A 19648-nucleotide genomic window follows, 5' to 3' on the forward strand; every position below is an offset into this window, starting at 1 on the left:
CGTGGTGGCCCCAGGTACCCGGGAGGCGGCGCCCGTGATCACCGCGACCGGTGCCGTCAGGCCGGCGGCCGCGCGGCGAGCGCCGTGGTGAACGGGGTGACGGGGCGCTCCAGCCGTTCGCCGTCCACGGTGATGTCGACGGCCTCGTTGTAGAACGCGAGGAGCCCGGTGACGGCGCCGACCGCGGGCAGTGGCTCGGGATAGCTCCAGACGACGTTCGGCGGGACGCCGGGGTCACCGGTCCCGCCCCGCCACGACCAGTACGTGGCGGTCCCCTTGTAGGGGCAGCCGGTGCTGTGGTCGGTCGGTTCGAACAGGTCCAGGCGGACGTCCTCGGGCGGGATGTAGTAGCGCGTCGGCAGGCCGGTCTCGAAGAGCAGCACGGGGCGGTGGGTGTCGGCGACGACCGTGCCGCCGATCTCGACCCGGACGTGGCGGCTGCTGGGGATGGCGTCCACCCGCTTGTGCGGGTCGCGGGGGTGGACGAAGATCTCTTCCTCCTCCTCGTACCAGTGGTCCAGGCCCCGGCCGACGCGCCGGAACCACTCGAAGGCGATGTGCCCGGCCAGGTCGGCGGCGGGGAACGTCCAGGCCGCGTTCTCCAGCAGCTCGCCGCCGGCTTCGAGGTCGTAGAAGATCTGCGATCCGGTGTGCGTGCCCGTCGGGGGGTTCTTCGCCGGGCGGAGCAGGTCCGTACGGACCTCCTCGCGCGGGAAGGCGTACAGCGGGACGGGCACTCCGGGTTCCCACACGAGGACGGGATGCCGGCTGTCGACGACGGTGAGGTCACCCTTGCGGCCGCGCACCCAGCGCTCGCCGGGCTCCCACAGGAGGCCTTCGGGGGTGGTCCGTACGGCGCGCGCGGTGGGGAACGTGGTCATGAGCGGCTCTCCTTCTCCTTGCTCACCCGGTGACGTCGGCGAGGTGGGCGCGGTTTCTCGCGCCACGCGGCGATCTGTTCGGGGCGGCCGAACACCCTCAGACAATCGTCGACGGTATTGCGGGCGCGCTCCCCCACCGACACGGGTTGAGCAACGGGCCCGGGCCGGGCCGGTACGTCCAGGCGGCCGCGCCCCGTCCCGAGAGCCTGACCCTGCTGGAGGGCATCGCCGGTGTCGACCGGTGGTAGTGGGCGGAGAACGCGGCAGGGCGCGCGTTTCCGGGCGTCGCGGGGTGGGCCGGGGACACGCACGGCGGTCTCAGCGGTCGGGCAGTTCCTCGTAGAAGCCGCATCGAGGCAGGTCGGAGGCGGATCCACGCGCCCGTGGGTCTTCGGTGTAGATCTCCAGCCGGATACCGTCGGGGTCCTTGAAGAACACCTGTCCCGTCGCCGCGGTACCGTTCGTGGCGCCGCGCTCCTCACGGATCGGCACGCTCGCCGCCCGCAGCCCGGCCTCCACGGCGTGCAAGTCGTCCAGCGAGGGCACTTCGAAGGACAGGTGGTGCAGTCCCGCCCGGTCGGCCGCGAAGCCCGCCGTGCCCTGCTGCCAGAGCGTCAGCAGCACGACGCCGTCGAGCCCGAGGTGGGCGAAGCGATGTGTCTCGTCGGTCGATTCCCGTATCAGGTCGAAGCCCAGCGCCCGTCGGTAGAAGGCGAGGGAGCGGTCGAGGTCGGTGACGTTGAGTCCCGCGCTGCCGAGACCGATCGTCGTCATGTCACGCTGCCTTTCGAGGGCGTCAGCCCCGTCCTGCCCGCAAGGGCGGAGAGTCCTGTGGGCTCCGGTCCGGTCGCCGGCGGTGCGGTCCGTTGCCGTCACCCGGTGGCATCGAGCCGCCGGGCCCGCAGGGCACGCCGGGTTCCGTCCCGGCGTTCCGACAGCGTCCTGCGCAGCCCGGCCGGAACGGACCGCTCGTCGCGGGCCAGCAGGGTGTCGACGGCGACGACGACACCGTGGTCGACGACCGTGATCGGATAGAGGCCCGGGGTCTTCGTCGTCCCCCCGGCCAGGAGTCGTGCCATCTGCGGGGTGCGTCGTGCCCAGAGCTCGGAGATCGTCGCGAAGAACTCCCCGGCGTAGGGCCGCAGCAGTTCTTCCTGGCCGTACTGCTGGAAACCTCGGCTCAGTGCGACCAGCATCTCGTTCGACGGACTCTCGCCCCCGGTCATCCGGGCCCAGGACGCGGCCTTGGCCTCGGCGCGGGGCATGGCGGCACGGGCCGCGGCGGCGTACCGCAGGCCGTCGGCCGTCGGGTCCCGGTCCGCTTCGGCATCGATCTCGGCTCCGCCGGCCCACCCGGTGGCCGCCAGCCGGCGGAGGACGGACCACCTCAGCCCGGTGTCGATCGGCAGTCCGTCGAGAGCCTCGTGGCCGCGCAGGAGCCGGGTGAGGAAAGTGAGCTGCTCGGCGTTCTCGGCCGTGTCGCACAAGGCGTCGAGCCAGAGCACCTGTGCGTCGCTTCCCGGTGGTGCGGCCAGCAGCGCCGAGTGGGCCAGAGCGGCCCACTCGGCTGCCAGCCGGGAACGGCGGGAGGGCGCGGCGAAGAGTTCGATGGCGGAGTGCACACGGCGGTGCAGCGAGCGAAGGGCTTCCGTGTCGGATTCCCTGCGGGCCGTCCGCATGGCGACCGCGACGTAGTCGCTCGCCCTGATCTCGGCGTTCTCCATCATGTCGGTCAGCGCGCCCATGGTCAGCGCGCGGGGCAGCGGTGCGGTGAAGTCGGCCCCCGCCGCGGACAGGGTCCGCAGCGAACGGTCGTCGAAGCGCAGGTGCGTGTACGTCAGGTCGCCGTCGTTGACCAGCACCAGGTCCGGTGGTGGTTCCCCGATGAGCCGGGGGACCACCGTGCGGGGCCCGTCGATGTCCGCCGCGATCCGCCGGGTGAGGCTCAGGGAGCCGGTGGTGTCCTGGTGGTACAGCCCGATCGCGACACGGTGCGAGCGCGGCGCCGGACGGTCGGCCGGCGCCTCCCGGACGATCTCGAAGGAGGCGTACCGTCCTTGCCGGTCGAGTGCGGCCACGGGGCGCAGGGTGTCGGCGCCGGCCGTCTCCAGCCATGCCCGGGACCAGGCGCGCAGGTCCCGTCCGCTCGCGGTCCGCAGGGCGTCGAGCAGATCGGTCAGCGTCGCGTTGCCCCATGCGTGCCGTGCGACGTAGGTGCGCAGTCCGGACAGGAACGCCTCGTCCCCGATGTACGCGGCGAGCTGTCCGATGACCGAGGCGCCTTTGGCGTAGGTGATGCCGTCGAAGTTGGTGTAGATGTCCTCCAGATCGCGGATGGTGGCCGCCACCGGGTGGGTCGAGGGCAGCCGGTCCTGGTGGTAGGCCGCGTTCTTCCGCACGGTGACGAACGAGGTCCAGGCGTCGTGCCATCGGGTCGTCCGTTCCATGCAGCGCAGGGAGGCGTAGCTGGCGAAGGCCTCGTTGAGCCAGAGGTCGTTCCACCAGCGCATGGTGACGAGGTCGCCGAACCACATATGGGCCAGTTCATGGAGCAGGGTGTCCGCGCGCCGCTCGTGGTCGGCGTCCAGGGCCTTGGAGCGGAAGACCAGGTGTTCGCCGATCGTGACGCAGCCCGCGTTCTCCATGGCGCCGGCGTTGAACTCGGGGACGAAGATCTGGTCGTACTTGGCGAAGGGGTAGCGGTGGCCGAACAGTTCCTGGAAGTAGTCGATGCCCCGGCCCGTGATGTCGAAGATCTCGTCGGTGTCCAGGTGGGACGCCAGTGACCGGCGGCTGGCGACGGCCATCGGGACGACCGTGCCGTCCGTGGTCACGAAGTCCTGTCGGACGGTGTGGTAGTCCCCGGCCACCAGGGCGGTCGCGTACCCGGGGAGCCGTTCCGTGGGGGCGAACGACCATCGTGACCGTCCCCGTCCCCACGGTTGCGGCGGCGGTGTCGGGGAGTTGGAGAAGACCGTCCACTCGTCCGGTGCGACGACGGTGAACCGGAAGGACGCCTTGAGGTCGGGCTGTTCGAAGTGGGCGAACACCCGCCGGGCGTCGGCGACCTCGAACTGCGTGTACAGGTACACGCCTCCGTCGACGGGGTCGACCATCCGGTGCAGCCCTTCGCCGGTGCGGCTGTACGGGCAGTCGGCCCGCACGGTGAGGACGTTGTGGGCTTGCAGGCCGGAGAGAGAGATCCGTGCGTCGGCGTGGACTTCCGCCGGGTCCAGACGGTGGCCGTTCAGGGTGATCTCGTGGACCGGACCTTCGGCGATCAGGTCGATGAAGGTCGCCGCCCCGGGAACGGCGGAGAAGCGGACGGTCGTCGTCGAGCCGAAGGTCCGCTCGCCGCGGGTCAGGTCGAGGCCGATCTCGTAGGACTCCACTGTGACGAGGGCCGCGCGGTGTTCTGCCTCGGTCTGTGTCAGGTTCGTCCCGGGCACGTGCTGTGGACTCCTTACGGTGGGTTCCGGTGGTTCCGGTGGTTTTCTGGCTCTTCGGCCGGCTTCACCCGCTCTCGGTCGCCGTCGGGCGGCTCGGTGGTCTGGCGGCTCGGTGGTCTGGCGGCTCGGTGATCGGCCGGCTCAGGCCGCTTCACCGGTGTGGTAGCGCGACGCGTCGCCGCGCAGGGTCACGCCGACGCGGCCGTCCACTCCGACGGGGGCCGGGCCGGCGACCGTGACGCGCTCGCCCCGGCGGTGTTCGCCGCCGTAGTCGAAGATCGCGTAGTGCTGGGTCGCCTGGTTGTCCCAGATCGCCAGGTCGTGGGGGCGCCACCGCCATCGCACCGTGTGCTCGGGCCTGGTCGCGTGGTCCTGGAGGACCCTGATCAGATCGCGCGACGCCTGCGGCTCCAGTCCCGCCACCGAGCGGGCGAAGCCGCCCAGCAGCAGGCTGCGTTCGCCGGTCTCGGGGTGCACCCGGACGGCCGGATGCTCCGCCTCGTACACGGTCGAGACGAAGTCCCGGTGTGCCGTCACGACGGTGGCGGCGGTGTAGTCGGAGTCGTTGCTGTGCACGATCCTCAACCGGTCGGCCAGGTCGCGCAGTTCGGGGGGCAGGTCGGCGTAGGCGCTGGCGGTGTTCGCCCACAGGGTGTCACCGCCCACCGGCGGCACCACCACGCTGTGCAGCAGGGAGAAGGCGGGAGGACGGTCGAGGAAGGTGAGGTCGGTGTGCCAGTGGTTGGCACGGGTGCCGTCCGCGGAGTCGATCTCCCTGAGGTGGGGCTTGTCGCCCGGCGCCTCGAAGATCGGGTGTCCGAGCGTCAGGTCGCCGAGCAGGCGCGCGAACGCCACCTGGCCGGCATAGGTCAGTGCCTGGTCGCGCAGGAACACCGCCTTGTACGCCAGCAGTGCGGCCCGGACCGTGGCCACCACCTCCTCGTCGAGCGGCCCCGTCGTGTCGACGCCCCTGATCTCGGCGCCGATGTTCCCCGCCAGCCTCACGATGTCCACTCCGGGCGGGAGGCGACGCGGCAGTTTCTTCATGGTGATGTTCTCCTGACTGGTGACGGCCTTCCGGCGCGGGTCCCGGGCGGCGCCCGACCACGGTGGGCGGCACGAGGGTCACAGCGCACGCGTCAGGCGTGCTGCCTCCTCGTAGTCGCCGCCACGGCGGACGGCCAGGATGTCGTGGGTGAACTCCTCCCGCCGCGCGGTCCGGAGGTCCAGCCGCCGGGCCCGCATGCGCACGTATTTCCTGGGCAGACCGAGGAAGCCGTAGCCCAGCCGGTCCAGCAGCCGCAGCACGGGGTGGTGGCGCGGATCGGGGCCGGGGGCGTCGAACTCGAAGAGGATCGCGTACGGCGGGTGGTCGGCGAAGTACCTCTCGGCGCCACGCAGCACCTCGGTCTCGAACCCCTCGACGTCGATCTTCACCAGCCGGATGGGGCCGATCGGGCGCGCGGCGAGGACATCGGACAGGGGGCGCACCTCGACGTCGACGTCGTCACTGCCGTGGGGGCTGCGCTCCGCCACGAACGAGGACGCGGCCGCGTGGCCGTCCGGCACCGTGAGGGCGAGACGGCTCTCGCTCTCACCCAGCGCGAACGGGTGCAGGGTGACGTTGGTGACCCGGTTGCGCGCGATGGCCTGGTCGATGAGGTCGTGCAGGCGGGGCAGGGGTTCGAAGGCGTGGACGGCTCCGGACGGTCCGACCATCGCGGAGAGCGCGAAGGTGACGAGCCCGATGTTGGCGCCGATGTCCAGGACGGTGTCGCCGGGGCGGACCAGCCGGGAGCACGCCCATGTGATCTTGGCGTCGTTCTCGCCGACGTAGAACACCGCCCGGCCGAGATAGTCGTCCAGCGGGGCGCGCACCCGGTACCCGCCGGGTACCTTGCCCCACGCCACTTCGGCGCTGGTGCCGGCGAGTCGCTGCACCCAGTCGCGGTTGGCCAGCGTTCCGCAGCCGCTGTAGAAGGGGTAGCGGCGGGTGACAGAGGCGACGAGGGACTGCCGGACGGATGGCATGGCGGTCGGGTACCTCCGAGCGAATGGGGAGCCTGCTGGACGAGGACCTCTCCTCGGCGGCCCGACGCCCGTGGCGCGTCAACGGCGGAACCCGCCTCCCCAATGTTGCCACGACACCTGAAACTTTGGCAACTTAATTGCCAACAGGAGCCGGGAAAGTGATTTGCCATATTCGGCAAAAGCTGCTGCACTGACCCGACGACGGTCGACCGACGGAGGCGATGTGGCTGTACAGGCACGGTCGGCGCCGGCCCCGGCGGGGTCCGAGACCTGGCGGAGGACCTGACCCCTGTGCGCGTCCTGAACCTCGGCATCCTGGCACACATCGACGCCGGCAAGACGAGCCTGACCGAGCGGCTGCTGTACGCGGCCGGCGTCATCGACGCGGTCGGCAGCGTCGACAAGGGCGACACCCGCACCGACTCCCTGGCCCTGGAACGGCAGCGTGGCATCACCATCAAGGCCGCGGTCGCCTCCTTCGACGTCGACGGCACCACGGTCAACCTGATCGACACGCCCGGGCACCCCGACTTCATCGCCGAGGTGGAGCGCGTCCTGGACGTCCTCGACGGCGTCGTCCTGGTCGTCTCCGCGGTGGAGGGCGTGCAGGCGCAGACCCGGGTGCTGATGCGGGCCCTGCGGCGACTGCGCATCCCCACCCTCGTCTTCGTCAACAAGGTCGACCGCCGGGGCGCCCGGTACACGACGCTGCTGGACGGCATCGCCGACAAGCTGTCCGCGTCGGTCCTCTCCATGGCACGGGTCGACGGCCTGGGCACCCGTGAGGCACGTGTGGTACCCCACGCGGGGGACGACGCCGTCTTCACCTCCGCGCTGGCCGACCTGCTGGCCGACCACGACGACGCGTTCCTCGCCGCCTACCTCGACGGGGAGAAGGACTTCCCCCACCCCCTTCTCCGCGACGAACTCGCCCGGCAGACGCGAAACGCCCTGGTCCACCCCGTGTTCTGGGGTTCGGCGATCACGGGTGCCGGAACGGCGGAACTGCTCACCGGCATCACCGAGTTACTGCCGTCGGCCCGCGGGGACGCCGACGGACCGCTCTCGGGCACCGTCTTCAAGATCGAGCGGGGGCCCGCCGGGGAGAAGATCGCCTACGTGCGCGTGTTCTCGGGCACGGTGCGGTTACGCGACCGGCTGCGGTACGGCCCCGCCGACTCGGCCGGCGAGGGGAAGGTCACCGCGGTCGGCGTGTTCGGCCAAGGGCGCGACCTGCCGGGCGAGTCGATCCGCGCGGGTCAGATCGGCAGGCTGTGGGGGCTCGGCGGCATCCGGGTCGGTGACACGATCGGCGACCCGGACGCCGTGTCCGCCCCCCGGCGGCACTTCGCCCCGCCGACCCTGGAGACCGTCGTCACCCCGCGCAGGGCGGCCGACAGGGGCCGGCTGCACAGCGCGCTCACACAGCTGGCCGAGCAGGATCCGCTGATCGACCTGCACCAGGACGAGCTGGGGCACCGGATGTCCCTCTCGCTCTACGGAGAAGTGCAGAAGGAGGTCATCCAGGCGACGCTGGCCGAGGACTTCGGCGTCGAGGCCGTCTTCCACGAGACGACGACCCGTCACATCGAACGCCCCGTGGGCACGGGCACGGCCGCCGAGATCCTCCACGGCGACTCCAATCCCTTCCTCGCCACGGTCGGCCTGCGCATCGAGCCGGCGCCGGTGGGCAGTGGCGTGGGGTTCCTCCGGGAGGTCGAACTCGGTTCCCTGCCGGCCGCGTTCATGAAGGCGGTCGAGGAGACCGTCCACCTCACCCTCCAGCAGGGCCTGCGGGGATGGCAGGTCACCGACTGCACGGTCACCATGACGCACTCGGGGTACGCGGCACGGCAGAGCCACTCCCACGGCACCTTCGACAAGAGCATGTCCAGCACCGCGGGAGACTTCCGCAACCTGACGCCGCTGGTCCTGATGAACGCGCTGGAACAGGCCGGCACCCAGGTCTGCGAACCGGTCCTCCGCTTCCACCTCGACATCCCCACGGACACCTACCGCGCGGTGCTGCCCGTTCTCTCCCGTCTGCGCGCCGTCCCCCGGACGTCGACGGCCCGGGGCTCCTCGTCCGTGGTGGAGGGCGAGATCCCGGCCGCCTCGGTGCACGCGCTGGAACGCCAACTCCCGGCGCTGACCAGCGGCGAGGGCGTACTGGAGTGCGTCTTCGCGCACTACCGCGAGGTCCGCGGGGACATCCCCGTCCGCCCGCGCTCCGGTCCCGACCCCCTGCACCGCAAGAACTACCTCCTCCAGGTCGTGCGCCGGGTACCCGGCGACCGGGAGGACGCATAGCTCCCGCCGTCCACCAGGACGGCGGGCCGATCGACCCCTACCAGGAAGGGTGTTCATGTCCGGCAGGATGCACGCCGACGAAGTGGACCTCGACGTCTTCGTCGTGCGCCGGTTGCTCGCCGCTCAGTTTCCCCGGTGGGCGGATCTTCCCCTGACGCCGGTCGACTCCGCGGGAACGGACAACGCCATCTACCGGCTGGGGGCGGACAAGGCCGTACGGCTGCCCCGCATCCCCTCCGCCACCGGCCAGGTGGACAAGGAGCAGCGGTGGCTGCCGAAGCTGGCCCCGTCGCTGCCGCTGCCCGTGCCGCTCCCGCTCGGCAAGGGAGCGCCCGGCGAGGGCTACCCGTGGCACTGGTCCGTCTACCGCTGGCTCGAGGGCCGGAACGTGGCCGTCGAGGACATCCCCGACGTCCGTCGGACAGCGGTCGATCTGGCCGGGTTCGTCGCGGCGCTGCACCGGATCGATCCGAGCGGCGGCCCCGCGCCCGGCCCGCACAACTTCGGCCGGGGCGTCCCCCTCGCCGACCGCGACGCCGCCACCCGGAAGGCGATCGCGGAACTGCGGGACGAGGTCGACACCGCCGCCGTCACCGAGGCCTGGGACGTGGCCCTGGGGGCGCAGCTCCCGCAGGGTCCGGGCGTGTGGGTGCACGGCGACCTGTCCTCGGGCAACCTGCTCTTCCACGACGGCCGGCTCGCCGCCGTCGTCGACTTCGGCGGCCTGGGCGTGGGTGATCCGGCGGTCGATCTCAGCGTGGCGTGGGAGCTGTTCCCCGCCCCCGTGCGGGAGGTGTTCCGCACAGCCGTGGGAACCGACGCGGCAGCCTGGGAGCGGGGGCGTGGCTGGGCGTTGTCCATCGCCCTGATCCAGCTGCCCTACTACCGGGACACCAACCCGGTGATCGCCGCCCGTGCCCGCCGGGTGATCGAGGAGGTGCTGGCCGACCACCGCGACGCCGGCGTCTGAGCCGGCGCGCGGAGCCGGGACGGTCAGCCTGCCCGCTGCGGGCCCCGACGGTCATCCTGCCCGCTGCGGGCCGGACCGGTCCGTGCCGTGCCAGGAGGCCCACAGGGCGGCGTAGGTGCCGCCCGCGGCGACGAGTTCGTCGTGCGGACCGATCTCGGTGATCCGGCCCTCCTCCATGACCGCCACCCGGTCGGCGTCGTGGGCCGTGTGCAGCCGGTGCGCGATCGCGATGACGGTGCGGTCCGCGAGGACGGCGGCCAGGGAACGCTCCAGCCGGCGGGCGGTACGGGGGTCGAGCAGCGAGGTGGCCTCGTCGAGCACGAGGGTGTGCGGATCGGCGAGGACCAGCCTGGCCAGGGCGAGTTGCTGGGCCTGGGCGGGCGGCAGGTCGACGCCTCCCGGGCCCAGCGGTGTGTCGAGTCCGAACTCCTCGGGCCAGTCGACGATCTTCAGCGCGGCAGCGGTCTCCTCGTCGGTGGCCGACGGCTTCGCGAACACCAGGTTCTCCCGGAGCGTCCCGCGGAAGACGTGGTGTTCCTGGGTGACCAGCGCGATCTCGCCGCGCAGCTCCTCCAGGGGCAGGTCGGTGACCGGCACCCCGCCGATCGCCACGCTGCCGGTCCGCGGCCGGTGGATCCCCGCCAGCAGCCGGCCGAGCGTGGACTTGCCCGCCCCGGACGGCCCGACGATCGCCAGCCGCTCCCCCGGCTCGACGACCAGGCCCAGGTCGCGCAGGACGTCCCGGCCGTCCCGGTAGGAGAAGCTCACCCCGCTCACCACCAGCCGTTCGCCCCGCAGCGGCCTGCGCACGGCGCGTGCCCGCTCACGGGGCGGACCAGGGGTGTCGTCCGGTGCCCGGACGCCGAGCAGACGGGCCAGGGAGGCGCCGCCGGCCTGGAGTTCGTTCAGCCAGGGCAGGAGCCGGTCCAGGGGATCGACCAGTTGCTGGGTGTAGAGGACCGCGGTGGTCGCGGCGGCGAGCGACACCTGCCCGTGCGCGTAGAGCAGGCCTCCGGTGACGAGGGTGGCCGCGACGGGGAACATGTAACTGATCTCCGCCGCCGGGAAGAGCACCGTGCGCAGTCCGAGCGTGTACCGCTCCGCCCGGTAGGAGCCCTCGATGTCCTGGTCGGTGCGGTCGATCCGGCGGCGGTGGACGCCCAGCGCCTCGATCGTGCGGGCCCCTTCCACGGTCTCGGTCAGGCCTTCGGTGATGCGGGAGTAGGAGGCGCCCGCGCGCAGGTATCCGTCGCGCGCGCGGGCGAGGTACCAGCGGGCGATCACCCACAGGACGGGGACCGGAAGCAGGCAGGGCAGCACCAGCAGCGGGCTTGCCAGGACCAGGGCGCCGAGGGTGAAGACCAGTGCCAGCAGTGCGGTCACCGCCTCCGGCACCGCCCACCGCACCGCGTACGACAGGCCGGCCACGTCCAGGCTGGTCCGGGTGACCAGGTCGCCGGTGCCGGCCCGTTGCACCGTGGACAGCGGCAGCCTCAGGATCCGTGCGACGAAGTCCTCCCGCAGTTCGGCGAGGATCGTCTCGCCCAGCCGGGAGGCCGCCAGGACCGCGCAGCGCAGCAGGGCCGCCTGGGCGGTGATGAACGCCAGGATGACGAGGACCGTGGCGGCGACGTCCGCCGAGCCGTCACGCATCCGGTGGACCAGGCCGCCCAGTTGCCAGGGCGGCACCAGGGCCGCCGCGGCGGCGAGGCAGTGCAGCCCCAGCGCGGCGAGGAACTGCCGGCGGTGGCGTACGAGCAGTGCGGCGGTGTGGGCGCGGACCTCCTTGGCGGAGGCGACGGGCAGGCTCATCGGCCGGTGTCCTCTCGGGTGACGACCGAGGCGTAGCGGGGATCGGTGAGCAGTTCCCGGTGTCGCCCCTGGGCGACGACCCGCCCGGCCTCGACGTATGCCACGTGGTCCGCCTGGCCGAGCAGGATCGGGCTGGTGGTGAAGACGACGGTGGACCGGCCGCTGCGGCCGGCCCGCAGCCGGCGGGCCACCCGCTGTTCGGTGTGGGCGTCGACGGCGCTCGTCGGCTCGACCAGGACCAGGGTCTCCGGGTCGGTCATGAGGGCCCGGACCAGGCGGAGCCGCTGCTGCTGCCCGCCGGAGAGCTCCCAGCCGCCGGCGATCACGGTGTCCAGGCCGTCGGGGAGCACGTCGACGACGTCGGCGGCGGATGCCGTCCCGACCGCCTCGGCCAGGCCGGTGCCGCGTCCGCCGGGGTCGAGTTCATCGCGCAGCCGGCCGGAGAACAGGCGTGCGTCGTTGTCGGCCACGAGGATGCGGCGCCGTACGTCGGCCAGCGGCAGCCGCGTCAGCTCGACGCCGCCGAGGGTGACGGCCGAGTCGGTGTAGCGGCCGAGCCGGTCGGCCAGGTCGGCGCTGTCCGTCCGGGACGCGCAGGCCACGGCGGTGAGCAGGCCTTCGCGCACGACGAGCCCCGAGTCCGGGTCGGCCAGGGCCGCTCCGTCCGGCTCGCGGTCGCCGGGTCCGTCGGCCAGGTCCGGTTCGAGGGCCAGGATGCGCACGACGCGGCGCGCGGCGACGTACCCCTTGACGGCCTTGTCGATGACCTCGATGAGGATGGTGAGCGGCGTGACGAGGAAGACGGCGTAGCCGTAGGACGTCACCAGCTGGCCGGCCGTCACCTCGCCCGCGAGGACCCCCCGCGCCCCCAGCCACACGATGACGACGACGAGCAGCCCGGGCAGCAGCACCTCGGCGGCCTTCAGCAGGGCCTCCACCCGGGAGGCCCGGACGCCCGCGCGTCGTACCTCGCCCGACTCGGCGCGGTAGCGGGCCCCGAAGGTCTCCTCCCCGCCGATGCCGCGGATCACCCGCAGTCCCGTCACGATGTCGACGGCCCTCGTGGTGAGCCGGCCCTGCGACTCCCTCAGCCCGACCGCGCGACGGTGCAGGGGACGGACCAGCAGGCCCAGCACGAGGACCACGACCGGTACGCCGACCAGCACGATCAGGGCCATGTGCGCCGAGGTGACGAGCATCAGCGCGGCCACCGCACCGATCGTCACCAGGGCGGCGGTACCGCGCAGGACGACGTTCAGGGCGTTGCCGACGCTGTTGATGTCGGCGACGCCCACGGCCACCACCTCTCCGGTGGCCAGGTGCTTGTGCAGCGTGGCTCCGAGCCGGGTGACGTGCCGGGTGACGACCTGCACGGTCTGATAGGCGGCGCCGAACCGGCTGACCATGCCGTAACGGTGGCGCAGTATGCCGGTGACCGTCTGGACCGCTCCCAGTCCGAACACGACGGCGCCCCAGAAGACGATCCGTCCCTCGTCCCGGGCGGTCACTCCGGTGTCGACGGCGCGTCCGACGGCGTACGGGATCAGCGCCTGGGCGCCCATGCAGCAGACCGCGTACAGGACACCCGCCGTGAGCTGCCGGCGCAGGGTGCGGGCGAGCCGGCGGAGGTAGCGCAGCGGGGAGGTGTGGTCGGGGGTTCCTGGGTCCTTCTCGGGGAAACGGCGCATCGGTTGCGGTACCTCGCGGAGGGGGACGGCTGGAGGAGCTGATGTGACGGCAGGGCTCAGGGCCTGACGGCGTGGAACGTCCAGTCGCCGCTGTCGGGGCCCGGCCGTACGTCCTCCTGGTAGTCGGCGCTCACCCGGATGTCCGTGAACCCGGCCTCGGTCAGGAGTTCCTCGAACTCCTCCAGCCCCCAGTGCTGGAGATGGAAGCGGTGCAGTTCGGTGACGACCTGCTCGCCGTCGCGCCATTTCTCGTAGCGGAGGAACTGGGTCGTCCGGTTGACCACGGGGTCGTAGTCGTAGCGGATCGTCTGGACGGTCCACACGTACGGCTCGCGCTGGTGGATCTCGACGGGGGGCAGGCCCGTCACCATCCGGGGCGCCGCGACATCGAGCACGAGACGTCCGCCGGGCACGAGCGAGCGGTGGAAGGAGCGCAGTGCCCGCAGTGTCGGCTCCCGTCCGTCGAGGTTGCGGATGGAGCCCGCGGGAACGACCACCGCCTCGTAGGCGCCGGGTCGCACGAAGGTCGTCATGTCGGCCGCGTGCAGGGCGGGTTCGGGCAGACCGCGCTCCCGGCAGTACTTGCGGCAGACGTCCAGCATCTCCGGGGAGTGGTCCAGGCCTTCCGCCCGGTGTCCCGCCTCCAGCAGGGGGATGAGCACCCGGCCCGTCCCGCAGGCCGGTTCCAGCACGCGGCCGGTGATGCCGTTCAGCGCGCGGAGGTAGTACTCCACGTCTCCGTTGGAGTAGCCGATGGGCAGGTGGAACTCGTACACCTCGGCCACCAGGTCGGAATACGCCCAGCTCACGATGGTTCTCCCGTTCGTAGGTGCGATGTCACCAGGGCAGCGGGCCCTCGTCGTGGAAGAAGCCGCCGGTCGGCCCGTCGTCGGGCAGGGTGGCGAGCTCGACGATGATGCGGGCTCCCTCGGCGACGGTCCGGGTGCCGCGGTGGCCGTTCATGTCCGTGGCGGTGAATCCCGGTGACGCCGCGTTGATCTTTATGTGGGCCAGGGCCGGGTCCGCCTGGAAGGCCCGCGCGTACTGGAGGGTGAGCATGTTGAGCGCGGCCTTGGAACTGGCGTACGCGAGGCGGCGGTCCGTCTCTCCCGGGATGGCCCGGCCGTCGCCGGTCAGCGCCAGCGACGCGGTGGTGCTGGAGACGTTGACGATGCGGGGTGCGCGGGCCTCGCGCAGCAGCGGCAGCAGGGCCCGTACCAGGCCCACGACGCCGAAGACGTTCACCTCGAAGAGGTCGCGCATGTCGGTGACGGTCGTGGCGAGGTTGCGGGTGCCGGTGGTGACTCCCGCGTTGTTGACGAGTACCTGGAGCCGGCCGTGGTCGCGGCGCACGCGGTCGGCGACCGAGGCGACACTGGCGGGCTCGGTGACGTCGAGTTCGACCGGTACCACCGGGGCGCCCTCGTCGGCGAGCCGGCGGGCGGTCTCCAGGCCCCGGCCGAAGTCCCTGCTGCCGAGCAGGACGGTGTATCCGTGGTGGGCCAGTCGCCGTGCGGTCTCCCTCCCCAGGCCCTTGTTGGCTCCGGTCACCAGTGCCACGGGGGGCGCGCTCACCGCTGGTCCGCCGTCGACAGCGCGTGCCGGTCGAGCAGCCGGCGCAGCCAGGCCGTACGGGCGGCCCGTGCGGAGCGGGAGACGACCGCCCGGGGCACCCATTCGTCGAAGCTGTGGAAGGCGCCGGACCACACGTGGAGTTCGGCCTCGCCGCCCGCCTGCCAGATCCGGCTCGCGAAGGCGATCGCCTCGTCGCGCAGCGCCTCGGCCGAGCCGACGTCGATGAAGGCGGGCGGCAGGCCGGTGAGGTCGGTCGCCCGGGCGGGAGCCGCGTAGGGGGACACCGCGGGGCCGCCCCGGCGGTCGCCGAGCAGGGCGGTCCAGCCCGCGAGGTCGGACAGGCCGTCCCACAGCCCCACGCGGGCCATCTGGGCGATGGAGGGCGCGTCGCAGCGGTCGTCCAGCATGGGGCACTGCAACATCTGGCCGAGCAGCGCGGGGCCGCCGCGGTCGCGGGCGAGCAGCGCGGTGCCGGCCGCCAGGGCGCCGCCGGCGCTGTTGCCGCTGACGATGATCCGGCCGGGGTCGAACCCCAGCTCGACGGCGTGCTCGGCCACCCACAGCAGCCCGGCGTAGCAGTCCTCCACGGGTGCCGGGTCAGGGTGTTCCGGGGCCAGGCGGTAGTCGACGGCCACCACGGCCAGCTGGAACTCCTCGGCGCGGTCGAGTTCACCGGCCAGCTCGGCCGTGCGGGTGCTGCCGGCGACCATGCCGCCGCCGTGGGTGTTGTAGATGACGCCGTGCGGTCCGGGGGTGGCCGTGGGACGGCAGATGAGCAGCGTGAGGTCGGGGCCGTCGGCCGGGCCCGGTACCGGCCGTTCCTCGATCTCGAAGGATCCGTCGCGGCGGATGTCCGCGTCGGAGAGGTTTCCGGCCGCGGTGAGGGCGCGTCGGGAGGGGATGAGTTCGGGGGTCAGCGGCATCGGGAGCCGTCGCAGGACGGATCGCAGCGGGTCGGCCAGTTCATGGTCGAAGGGCGGTGGCGGACCCACCCGGTGCCGGTCCGGCGCGGCCACCGGGTCGGCGGGGACGCCGCTCCGGGCGCCGGGGAGGGCGCGGGTCTGTGTCAAGGTCGCTCCTCGTGGGGTGGGCCGGCCGGGGCGTGGGGGGCTTCGGCCGGGCGGGTGGCTCCGGGGTGTGCGTCCTGTGCGGCCCGGGTCCGGGGGGTCAGCAGGGACCGCAGCGTCCGGTGCAGGGCGGGGCCGGCGGCCAGCACTCCGGTGCCCAGCGTGGTCACCGTGCCGCCGGCCTCGCGGACGATGAGTGCTCCCGCCGCCCAGTCCCAGCGGGAGAGTTCGTCCTCGTAGAAGCCGTCGCACCGGCCGGCGGCGACCCAGCACAGGTCCAGTGCCGAACTGCCGGTGCTGCGGATGTCGCGGGCCCGCGGCAGCACCTCGGCCAGCAGCGCCGCCTGTCGCGCCCGGGTCGCCGACACGTAGGAGAACTCGGTGGCCAGCAGGGCCTGCGGCAGGGGGGCCGCTTCGTTGACCGCCAGGGCGGCTCCGTCGAGGTGGGCTCCGCCGCCTTCGACCGCGGTGAACGTCTCGCCGCGCGTGATGTCGTGGACCACGCCGACCACCGGCTGCCAGTCGTCGCCGGCGGCCCGCTCGCAGGCGATGCTCACCGCCATGTGCGGGATGCCGTAGACGTGGTTGACCGTGCCGTCGAGCGGGTCGACCACCCAGCGCAGTCCGCTGGCCGACGGGCGGTCGGCGCCCTCCTCGCCGAGGATGCCGTCGCCCGGGCGCTCGGCGGTGACGAGGCGTCGGATGGCCTCCTCGCCGGCCCGGTCCGCGTCACTGACGAGATCGGTGGCGCTCGACTTGGTGCCGACCACGGTGGATCGTCCGGCGCGCCGGACGATCTGCGCCGCGCCCGCCCGCGCGGCCCGCAGGGCGAGCGCCAGCAGCCGGTCGGCGGGGACGGCGGCGGGCGGGGGCGCGACCTGGGTCACCTCCACTGCTCCGCGGGCAGGACCACCGACTTGGCGACCCGGTCCACCTCGGCCCGTACGGCGTCCCGGTACCTCGGGGAGAGCCCCAGCACCGGTGGCAGCACCCGGCACTCCGCCACGCTCTTGTCCTCGTACGGCAGCGCCAGCCCGACGAGCCGGCTGACCCGGGGGCCGCGTCCGTCGAACAGCGCGGCCGGTGCGGGGTCCACGAGCCGTCCCTCCTCGTCGAGGACGGCGCCGACGACCAGGACGTCGGCGCCGTCGGCGGTGCCCCGGGCGACCCCCAGTGACCGTCCCGCTCCGCCGGCCGCCCCGCGCAGCTCTGTCAGGAAGTCGAGGTAGAGCCGGTTGGCCTCCACATCGCCGACGGCGTGGGCGAGTTCGACGTCGGGGCCCGGCCACTTGTCCAGGAAACGGCGGTAGTTGGCGCTCTCCGTGCGCTGATTGGCCCTCATGTCCCGCGTGTGCGGCAGGTGGAGGCCGTACACGTCGCTGCGCAGCACGATCGGGGTGCCGCTCGCGCTGATCCGGTGGCCCCACTCCAGGTCGTCCACCCCCCAGCCCCGGAAGGTCTCGTCGAAGAACAGTCCGTGTCTGCGGACGGTGTCCGCGCGCAGCGCGATCAGGCCGGTCCACGCGAAGGCCCAGGGGATGACGTGCTCGGCCCGGAAGCGCGGGTCCTTCGGGTCCGCCGCGAGGTCGCCCGCCCGGGCGAGGGCGTCCCGGTAGTGGGCGTACGGCAGGGCGCGGACCTCGTCGACGTCGCGGTCGTTGTTGCCGTAGCCGACGACCTGTCCGACGACGCAGATGTCCTGGCCGAAGGAGAAGTGACGGTCGTAGAGGTTGCGCAGCGCGTCCGGCGGCAGCAGCGTGTCGGCGTCGATCTGCACGATCACCTCACCGAGGGCCTGACGCATGGCCAGGTTCCGGGCGCGCGGGATCTCGAAGTCCCGGGAGGTGAGGACGGAGACGATGTTCAACCGGTCCTGGAAGTCGCGGCACAGCGCGGTGTACTCCGGGGAGTACTCCATGGCCCCGACCACCACCTCGAACTCGGAGCTGTCCAGGGTCTGCTCCGCCAGCGCCTCGAGGACGAGCCTGAGGTTGCCCAGACGCTGCTTGTAGGGAATGGCCAGGCTGAGCCTGATGCCGGGCATACTGCCCCCTCACCGTGTTGTGCCAAGCCGACGTCGATATTGCCTAAGGTTGGCAACTATGGCAACCTACTCTCCGGTGGCTGTCAACACGCCGTAGGCCCGAACAGGGAGCTGCTTTGACCGACACGCAGAACGCATCGCCCGCCACAGCATCGTCCGCCGCAGCCGTCGGTACGACCGACCGGCCGAACCGCCTCACCGCGTGGTGGAGGTTCGACGAGGGGGCGGGCCACACGGCCACGGACTCCTCCGGCAACGGCCACACCCTCGTCGCGGAGGAAGGCGTCGCCTGGCTCCCGGGCGGCGGGATCGCCCTCGACGGCGCCCGGCGGAAACTCACCACCACGGGGCCCGCCGTGCGGACCGACGAAAGCTTCAGCGTCGCCGTCTGGGTGCGGCTGGACAGCGCCACGCTCGACGGTGCGCTGCGACCGGAGCCCGGCGAGTACGCCTGGACCGCCGTCAGCCAGGCCGTCGACTCCCACGGCGCCTTCTACATCGGGGCCCGGCTGTTCACGGAGACCGGGGCGGACGGGACCGAACAGGCCGTCCTGCGCTGGAGTTTCACGGTCTCCCCCGTGGACGGCCCGACCTCGGCGTTCGAATGGCGGCACGCCACGTCGGCCGCCGCGGTGGACGCCTCCGCCCTCGACACCTGGGTCCTGCTCGTCGGCGTCCTCGACCCCCGGACGCACACCGCCCGGCTCCTCGTGCCCGGCGCCGAGGACGTGCGGACGGTGGACCTGCCGGAGGGCTGGACCTACTGGCACGCCGAGGCCCCCCTCCAGGTCGGGCACGGTACCTGGCTGGAGAAGACGGTCGACTTCTGGCCGGGTTCGATCGGCCCGGTCCGGCTCTTCTCCGGAACCCTCACGCCCGAGGACGCCGCGGTCCTGTACCGGCAGGACGCCCCGGCCTGACCGGCCGGTCCGCGCGGCCCGGCGCGCAGCCCGCGCCGGGCACCGCGGGAGCCGGCCCGGTCACGGCCGGCTCCCGCGGTGCCGCCGTGACCGCCGGTACCCGCCGCCTGTCCGTCCCCGCTCGGCCGGAGGCCGCGGGCCCCGGCCTGGAGGTGAAACGCCCATGCCGTCCCTTCCCGACGTCGACTCACTGACCCGGCTCTGCGCGGAGGTGATCGGGGTCCCCTCCGTGGCCCCGGAAAGCAGTTTCTACGAAGCCGGCGGGGACTCCATCGGAGCCTTCCGTCTCGCGGTCCTGCTCAGGTCCCGCTGGGGAGTGGACGCCGACACCTTCATGATCATGGCGACCGAGAGCCTCCTCGACGTCCACGCGGAACTCGTCGCGCGGCTGGGCGACGACTCCGAAGCGGCCTCGTGACGCCCGACCGCCACGAGCACCGGCCGGGAACGGGCTGCCCGCTGGTCGCCCGGGTGGAGAGCGTGGTGCGCGAGCGCCCGGACGCGCCGGCCGTGTCCGTGTCCGCCGGAGCGTCCATGACGACCTACGGCGAGCTGTGGGACGGTGTCCTCGCCTGCCGTGACGCCCTCGCCGCCGCGGGCCTGCACCCCGGCACCACGGTCGCGGTCCTGTCGGACGGCGGCCCCGAACTGGTCGTACGGTTCCTGGGCGTCCGTGCCGCGGGGCTGGTGCCGCTGCTCGTCGACACGCTCCTGCCGCGGGAACGCCGGTCGGCGATGCTCCGTGCCGCCCGGCCCGCCGCGGTCCTGGACGGCACGAGCCGTTCCGCCGCCCCCGCCGTCCCCGCCGTCCCCGCCGTCCCCGCCGTCCCCGCCGTCCCCGCCGTCCCCGCCGTCCCCGCCGTCCCCGCCGTCCCCGCCGTCCCCGCCGTCCCCGACGTCC

General features: G+C 72.8%; 17 protein-coding genes. 5 read left to right on the forward strand and 12 right to left on the reverse strand.

Annotation, left to right across the window (positions count from 1 at the left end; all coding sequences use genetic code 11):
* Nucleotides 1-56: 56 nt before the first annotated feature.
* The 5 genes from ACFYWQ_RS35650 to ACFYWQ_RS35670 form a co-directional block, all read right to left on the reverse strand.
* Nucleotides 57-881, reverse strand: a complete 825-nt coding sequence (locus ACFYWQ_RS35650) for a DUF427 domain-containing protein (RefSeq protein ID WP_389522468.1) — start codon at nucleotides 879-881, stop codon at nucleotides 57-59.
* A gap of 318 nt (nucleotides 882-1199) precedes the next feature.
* Nucleotides 1200-1655: a VOC family protein gene (locus ACFYWQ_RS35655; RefSeq protein WP_389522470.1), complete on the reverse strand. Its 456-nt coding sequence runs from the start codon at nucleotides 1653-1655 to the stop codon at nucleotides 1200-1202.
* Between the two features lie 98 nt (nucleotides 1656-1753).
* On the reverse strand, nucleotides 1754-4330 hold the full coding sequence (gene pepN / locus ACFYWQ_RS35660; RefSeq protein WP_389522471.1) for an aminopeptidase N: 2577 nt from the start codon (nucleotides 4328-4330) through the stop codon (nucleotides 1754-1756).
* Nucleotides 4331-4471: 141 nt separating this feature from the next.
* Nucleotides 4472-5377, reverse strand: coding sequence for a TauD/TfdA dioxygenase family protein (locus tag ACFYWQ_RS35665; protein ID WP_389522473.1), 906 nt, complete (start codon nucleotides 5375-5377; stop codon nucleotides 4472-4474).
* Between the two features lie 78 nt (nucleotides 5378-5455).
* Nucleotides 5456-6361 carry an FkbM family methyltransferase gene (locus ACFYWQ_RS35670; protein WP_389522475.1) on the reverse strand — a complete coding sequence of 302 codons (906 nt, stop codon included), beginning with the start codon at nucleotides 6359-6361 and terminating at the stop codon, nucleotides 5456-5458.
* 291 nt (nucleotides 6362-6652) lie between these two features.
* Here ACFYWQ_RS35670 and ACFYWQ_RS35675 point away from each other — a divergent pair, with 291 nt between their 5' ends.
* Together ACFYWQ_RS35675 and ACFYWQ_RS35680 are read left to right on the forward strand one after the other, a co-directional pair.
* Nucleotides 6653-8671 (forward strand): GTP-binding protein, encoded by a 2019-nt coding sequence (locus tag ACFYWQ_RS35675; protein ID WP_389522476.1) that lies wholly within the window; start codon nucleotides 6653-6655, stop codon nucleotides 8669-8671.
* A gap of 55 nt (nucleotides 8672-8726) precedes the next feature.
* Entirely contained in the window at nucleotides 8727-9641 is a 915-nt protein-coding gene (locus ACFYWQ_RS35680; protein ID WP_389522478.1) for an aminoglycoside phosphotransferase family protein, read from the forward strand.
* A gap of 51 nt (nucleotides 9642-9692) precedes the next feature.
* Here the strand turns inward: ACFYWQ_RS35680 and ACFYWQ_RS35685 are convergent, their stop codons facing one another.
* Genes ACFYWQ_RS35685 through ACFYWQ_RS35715 form a run of 7 tightly spaced genes read right to left on the reverse strand, consistent with a single transcriptional unit; the run spans nucleotide 9693 to nucleotide 17827 of the window.
* On the reverse strand, nucleotides 9693-11453 hold the full coding sequence (locus ACFYWQ_RS35685) for an ABC transporter ATP-binding protein (protein ID WP_389522480.1): 1761 nt from the start codon (nucleotides 11451-11453) through the stop codon (nucleotides 9693-9695).
* On the reverse strand, nucleotides 11450-13141 hold the full coding sequence (locus tag ACFYWQ_RS35690; RefSeq protein ID WP_389522482.1) for an ABC transporter transmembrane domain-containing protein: 1692 nt from the start codon (nucleotides 13139-13141) through the stop codon (nucleotides 11450-11452). Before ACFYWQ_RS35690 ends, ACFYWQ_RS35685 begins: the two co-directional genes overlap by 4 nt.
* Before the next feature lie 56 nt (nucleotides 13142-13197).
* On the reverse strand, nucleotides 13198-13950 hold the full coding sequence (locus ACFYWQ_RS35695) for a class I SAM-dependent methyltransferase (protein WP_389522484.1): 753 nt from the start codon (nucleotides 13948-13950) through the stop codon (nucleotides 13198-13200).
* Between the two features lie 28 nt (nucleotides 13951-13978).
* On the reverse strand, nucleotides 13979-14716 hold the full coding sequence (locus ACFYWQ_RS35700) for an SDR family oxidoreductase (RefSeq protein WP_389522485.1): 738 nt from the start codon (nucleotides 14714-14716) through the stop codon (nucleotides 13979-13981).
* A complete protein-coding gene (locus ACFYWQ_RS35705) occupies nucleotides 14713-15786 on the reverse strand; it encodes an alpha/beta hydrolase (protein ID WP_389522487.1) in 1074 nt (357 codons plus the stop codon). Before ACFYWQ_RS35705 ends, ACFYWQ_RS35700 begins: the two co-directional genes overlap by 4 nt.
* Nucleotides 15783-16670, reverse strand: a complete 888-nt coding sequence (locus ACFYWQ_RS35710; protein ID WP_389522488.1) for an inositol monophosphatase family protein — start codon at nucleotides 16668-16670, stop codon at nucleotides 15783-15785. Before ACFYWQ_RS35710 ends, ACFYWQ_RS35705 begins: the two co-directional genes overlap by 4 nt.
* Nucleotides 16667-17827 carry a glycosyltransferase family 2 protein gene (locus tag ACFYWQ_RS35715; RefSeq protein ID WP_389522489.1) on the reverse strand — a complete coding sequence of 387 codons (1161 nt, stop codon included), beginning with the start codon at nucleotides 17825-17827 and terminating at the stop codon, nucleotides 16667-16669. Before ACFYWQ_RS35715 ends, ACFYWQ_RS35710 begins: the two co-directional genes overlap by 4 nt.
* A gap of 116 nt (nucleotides 17828-17943) precedes the next feature.
* Here ACFYWQ_RS35715 and ACFYWQ_RS35720 point away from each other — a divergent pair, with 116 nt between their 5' ends.
* From ACFYWQ_RS35720 to ACFYWQ_RS35730, 3 genes are all read left to right on the forward strand, one after another.
* On the forward strand, nucleotides 17944-18747 hold the full coding sequence (locus ACFYWQ_RS35720; protein WP_389522491.1) for a LamG-like jellyroll fold domain-containing protein: 804 nt from the start codon (nucleotides 17944-17946) through the stop codon (nucleotides 18745-18747).
* Nucleotides 18748-18910: 163 nt separating this feature from the next.
* Nucleotides 18911-19165, forward strand: coding sequence for an acyl carrier protein (locus tag ACFYWQ_RS35725; protein WP_389522493.1), 255 nt, complete (start codon nucleotides 18911-18913; stop codon nucleotides 19163-19165).
* Nucleotides 19162-19648: AMP-binding protein (locus ACFYWQ_RS35730; protein WP_389522495.1), on the forward strand; the 487-nt coding region annotated here is incomplete at its 3' end. The genes ACFYWQ_RS35725 and ACFYWQ_RS35730, both read left to right, overlap by 4 nt.

The organism is Streptomyces sp. NPDC003247, from assembly GCF_042888135.1.
In the GTDB taxonomy this organism is placed as follows: Bacteria; Actinomycetota; Actinomycetes; order Streptomycetales; family Streptomycetaceae; genus Streptomyces.